The 4,466-nt window shown below is 60.1% G+C and carries 5 protein-coding genes and 2 pseudogenes; 5 read left to right on the top strand and 2 right to left on the bottom strand.

Going from position 1 to position 4,466, the window contains the following annotated elements; translation table 11 throughout:
* Window positions 1-412: 412 nt before the first annotated feature.
* From G3446_RS29355 to G3446_RS25735, 4 genes and pseudogenes are all read left to right on the top strand, one after another.
* Window positions 413-607: pseudogene (locus G3446_RS29355) on the top strand (hypothetical protein); the annotation flags it as partial.
* 66 nt (window positions 608-673) lie between these two features.
* Complete coding sequence (locus tag G3446_RS25745; protein WP_164456524.1) at window positions 674-814, top strand: hypothetical protein; 141 nt, start codon at window positions 674-676, stop codon at window positions 812-814.
* A gap of 439 nt (window positions 815-1,253) precedes the next feature.
* Window positions 1,254-1,715, top strand: a complete 462-nt coding sequence (locus G3446_RS25740; RefSeq protein ID WP_164456523.1) for a hypothetical protein — start codon at window positions 1,254-1,256, stop codon at window positions 1,713-1,715.
* Between the two features lie 193 nt (window positions 1,716-1,908).
* Window positions 1,909-2,238: a DUF1640 domain-containing protein gene (locus tag G3446_RS25735; RefSeq protein WP_164456522.1), complete on the top strand. Its 330-nt coding sequence runs from the start codon at window positions 1,909-1,911 to the stop codon at window positions 2,236-2,238.
* 268 nt (window positions 2,239-2,506) lie between these two features.
* Here G3446_RS25735 and G3446_RS25730 read toward each other — a convergent pair whose 3' ends face one another.
* Together G3446_RS25730 and G3446_RS25725 are read right to left on the bottom strand one after the other, a co-directional pair.
* Window positions 2,507-2,866, bottom strand: coding sequence for a helix-turn-helix domain-containing protein (locus G3446_RS25730; RefSeq protein ID WP_164456521.1), 360 nt, complete (start codon window positions 2,864-2,866; stop codon window positions 2,507-2,509).
* On the bottom strand, window positions 2,856-3,164 hold the full coding sequence (locus G3446_RS25725; RefSeq protein ID WP_164456520.1) for a type II toxin-antitoxin system HigB family toxin: 309 nt from the start codon (window positions 3,162-3,164) through the stop codon (window positions 2,856-2,858). The genes G3446_RS25730 and G3446_RS25725 overlap by 11 nt, the downstream gene beginning before the upstream one ends.
* A 969-nt stretch (window positions 3,165-4,133) precedes the next feature.
* Here G3446_RS25725 and G3446_RS28510 point away from each other — a divergent pair.
* A pseudogene (locus tag G3446_RS28510) lies at window positions 4,134-4,385 on the top strand (pilin); the annotation flags it as partial.
* Window positions 4,386-4,466 lie beyond the last annotated feature (81 nt).

Genomic DNA, 4,466 nt, shown 5'->3' with positions numbered 1-4,466 from the left:
GGGCTACTTCGGCGCCCAGCCCAGCGGTCCGGTGCTCGCGCGCGCCTCGATGCTCTATGACCTCGGCCATGAGCTGGCACCGTGCATCCTCCAACCACCCTGCTGACGCAGGCTGTACTCGCGCTTTCCGATGCCGTCGAGGCGGTACGGCCAGACCGACAATTTCCACGCCTCAATCCCCGCAAGCTCAAGCCCGGATTCCACCCGGCGTACTGCCGGACGGCTTAAGTCCATGGCATTGCCAGAGCACCTTGGCCGCCGAGGTCCAGGAGGCCTTCATCGAGGCCGATGCGCGTGAGTACGCTGACGTCGCCCCTGAGGCCCTGGAGACGAGCGAGCAGGGGCATGGTCGGCGTGAGATCCGCCGCTACCTTACCCTCGGCGACCTCTCGGGCGTGCCGCGCAGCGCCCTGTGGGAGGCCATGAACATGATCGGGATGGTGGAGTCCGAGCGCACGATCAACGGCAAGACCACGCGCGAGACGCGCTTCCATATCGGCAGCATCGGCACCGACGTCGAGACCTTTTCGCGCGGGCGGTGCGTGGACACTGGGGCGTGGAGAATCAGCTGCATTGGAGCCTGGATGTCTCCTTCAACGCGGACGCCTCGCGAGTGCGGGATCCCGATGCGCGGGAGACTCTCGCGCTGATTCGGCGCATTGCCCTAACACGCTTGCAGCACGACGGCACCAAGCTCGGCATTCAGAGCAAGCGCCTGAAGGCCGGCTGGGACGAGCGCTATCTCACGATTGCTGCTGCTCGAGGTGCCGAAGATCAGGCCACAAAGGACAAGCACCAAGGTCTCGAATATTAGAAAGGCCTGATGCGATTGCCCTGGGCACCCACCCCAGCCTCCCGAGAACGCATCGAGCCAATCGCGCATGGGTTAACCAGACCCCGCTCGTTATTCAAGGCCTGACCCCAACGCACGGTTGTAGTAGGGCAGGGCTGAAAATAAAACTGTCCCCTTTTGGTTGCTATCAAATCGACCAGTAGCGCGGGCTCTTCGGAGAAAACGCGGAAGAAGACGCAGTCGCTCTTGGAATCGAGCAGGTCGGCCGCGGCGAGGATCTCGGGCATGCGGCGGGGCCGGCGGAATCCGGACGAAAGATGTGCGCATAATACGCATCGGAACGCTAGGCCCAATCCCAAAGAACCCGAGCCTGGCCTCTTCCGTCCCTCTGTGACCCCGTCTCTCTGCTCCGGGAGGCAAACAACAAGACCTGACCCCGGCCTCCTCGCGGCGCCGCAAGATGGCCGGCTGCTTTGTGTTGCTGAGCAATGTGGCGGGCGACGGGGCAGATGGCTACAGCGCCGAGCAGATTCTCAGAACCTACAAGGAACAGTACGCGATCGAGCGCAACTTCAGCTTTCTCAAGGACGACCAGATCGTCAATGCCTTGTTCCTCAAACGCCCCGAGCGCATTGAGACGCTTGGCTTGATCCTGCTCATCTCGCTGCTCATCTGGCGCCTCATGGAGCAGGTCATGCGTCGCGCACTGGAGGCCACCGAGACGACCGTGCCCGGCTGGGACGAGAAGCCAACCGGTCGTCCGAGTGCTTATATGCTCACGTGGAAGTTTCGCGGCGTGATGGTGATTTGCATTGGTCAGACACGTCGGTTATATCAACCATTGTCCCCCACCCAGCAGGCGTTCTTACGCGCGCTCAAGGTACCAGAGGAGCGCTTTATCCACCCATCCCCGTGCTGCTGAATCAATGCCGCTGAAAAATACGACATCGGTGCTGTCGTGGGGTGCGGAATGTCCAGTTGGTGCAGTGAACGATGGGTTTCACGGCCAATCGGCGTCCGTGCCAATCATTAAGCGTCGTGCCGTGGCCGTTTTACCCATCCTACCTTGCTATACTCGTGGCTCATGGAGACTCTGAATCACCACTGGAGCCCGCATGTCCTCCGTCGTCGAACTCTACGAAGCCCTGGCAAGCGCCCCAGACGATCGCGCCCGCGCGCGTGTGATCGCCGAGGCATTCGAGCGGCTCGAAGAGCGCTATCCGCACCTGCCCGATCTGGCAACGCAGCAGCACCTGCGCGAGACTGAACTCCGCCTCCAGCGCGAGATCGAGGCCGTGCGCGCGAATTTAACGCTGCAAATCGAGCAGTTGCGTGGCGAAGTCAAGACCGACATCGAGCGCAATCGCAACAGTCTCCTGGCCTGGCTCATTCCCCTCATGTTCGCGCAAGTCGGCGCCATGGCAACGTTGGTCAAGCTGCTTTGATCCGGAGACGCCCGCTCAGCACCAGCCGAGCCCCATCGCCCGCCCTCGCATGCGTGATTTCAAGACCCTTGCTCCCTGGGAAGAGCGTGCAATGGGAGACCCGACCCCGGTCACCCTCTCAGTCGATCTTGGGGTCGATGGGGTGGTGCATGGGACGAGTCTAGTCAGCATCAGGGGCGGGGACAATTCGCTGGAGCGTGCAACGGGAGACCTGACCCTCGGCTTCAGAAAAATCCGGAATTCGTTCTGCGCTTGCGCGGAATGTAGGCTAATTAGTCCCCGAAAGGAGGCTTTCGTAAGGTATGTGTAGACCGTCGTGTAAGCGCTTGACCATGCGCAAGCTTAGACTGCGTTTGCGGTTGAGTACTTCGGAGACGCGGCCGCTGGAGCCGATGTAGGGCTCTAAATCCTTAGGAGCTAGTCCTTGCTGCTCCATGCGGAACTTGATCGCTTCGATGGGATCGGCCGGTCCTATGGGGTAATGACGGGATTCATAGGCTTCGATTAGGGCCACCAGCACCTCGCGCTCATCGGCCTCGTCGGTCTGTTCAGGTGCCTGGAAAATAGCCTCCAGTCGCTGAAACGCCACCTGTAAATCGTCGTCAGTGCGGATGGGTTTAATAGTCATTGACTGTCTCCACGTCGATCCTGTCGTACTGGGCATGGGTGCCGATGAATTTCACCCATACGATGCCAGACTGATATTGGACCTCTACCACCAATCGGTACTTGTTACCGCCCACATTGAACACGACGCGGTTGTTACCGCAGATGCTGGCATGGCGATACTGCGCCTTGATGTCTGGAGGTGATTTCCAGTCCGCCTTAAGCACTTCGTCATGCCAGGAGGTTAAGGGACCGCGAGCATCAGCATAGTGCGTTTGCTCCCAAAACTTTCGCAAGGTGCTCTTGGCGATGATGCGCATGCAGACAGTGTAGCTCCCATTTCGGGAGGATACAAACGAGGATCAATCATCGCCTGCGAACCCAAATACGCGCAACGGGGACGATGGGCTCGAGGTCAGCCAGCACGCAGGGGGCGGGGGTGATCAAGAGGAACGGGGGCCGCGCCCGAAGTTGGCTCCTCTCACGGATTTGCAATGTGAGACTTCGGCTCTCCCTCCCGGAGGCAAAACACAAGACCTGACCCCGGCCTCTTTCCTAGAGCCACACCCCCGCCTCGACGCTAGAATACGGCCTTGGCGGGGTGCCCCGCTACCTGCAAATTCGATGGTAGACCCCGGCCTCCTCGCCGACACCCCCCTCAGCCGACCAACCCCTTCGAGGAAGAGCATCGTGCTCTGCCATTGAACGGTATTGGGGCTAAACGGGCACGTCCAGCGGAAACGCCGAAACAGCCAAGCTCGGGCCTCAAGGTTGCGCGCGCCGTGTTTCTACCCGACAAACCAGGCGGCAAACAGAGAACACGAATTTCGCCCTACCGTTCGAGAAGCGCCCGGCCTACTCAAAACCCCGGTCCACGCAGAAATCACCCAGAAATTCAGCGTTGGTCGATTTCAAGACTCCGCCCCTAGCAACCTAGCCGGCACCCTGAGCCCAGACGCGCCCTGCGCGCCCGGTCGCACAAGGTTCGAGCGGCGCTCGCGGTTCGGACGCCAACGCCGGGCGCTGACCTGACGCAACTCGTCAATATCTGACGCGCTCGGGCTTGACCGACCCGGATCTCGCACCTGGCGTGACCGCATCGAACTCGGCGCTGACTCACACAACACCATGATTCTTAATGTTTTCGGCAGATCTGCGAAGCGTGCCGATGCAGTTGGCGCGCGTTCTGCCTTAACTGTCGCGGGAGACCAGAGCGACGCGGCTGATGACAAGAGGCTGCGACAGGCCTCCATCTCAGCCGACCTCATCAATTCAATTGGGATCTAATTATGAAGAAGCATCAAGCTGGCTTTACCTTAATCGAACTCATGATCGTCGTGGCGATCATTGGTATTTTGGCAGCCATCGCGATTCCGGCGTATCAGGATTACACCATTCGGTCGCAGGTCTCTGAAGGACTGAACCTTACATCCGACTTGAAAGTTGCCGCAGGTGATTTCTGGTCCAACCGCGGCCGTGGCGCGTCCGCAGCATCGATTGGTGTTGCCACTACTGCCACCAGTATTGCCGGCACCTACGTAAGGCCATATCGTTACCCATAAGTCCCACTCACGGATCGTTGCGCCTCCAAGGCGAGCACAAAGTCGGCTGCGCGCTGCAGA

The organism is Thiorhodococcus minor (genome assembly GCF_010820565.1).
Lineage (GTDB): Bacteria > Pseudomonadota > Gammaproteobacteria > Chromatiales > Chromatiaceae > Thiorhodococcus > Thiorhodococcus minor.
This window is presented reverse-complemented; position numbering and strand designations above follow the sequence as displayed.

What these genes read in the sequence shown, in the direction of transcription:
- G3446_RS25730 (WP_164456521.1), bottom strand. Translation starts at nt 2,866, where the DNA reads ATGACTATTAAACCCATCCGCACTGACGACGATTTACAGGTGGCGTTT.
- G3446_RS25735 (WP_164456522.1), top strand. Translation starts at nt 1,909, where the DNA reads ATGTCCTCCGTCGTCGAACTCTACGAAGCCCTGGCAAGCGCCCCAGAC.
- G3446_RS25740 (WP_164456523.1), top strand. Translation starts at nt 1,254, where the DNA reads ATGGCCGGCTGCTTTGTGTTGCTGAGCAATGTGGCGGGCGACGGGGCA.
- G3446_RS25725 (WP_164456520.1), bottom strand. Translation starts at nt 3,164, where the DNA reads ATGCGCATCATCGCCAAGAGCACCTTGCGAAAGTTTTGGGAGCAAACG.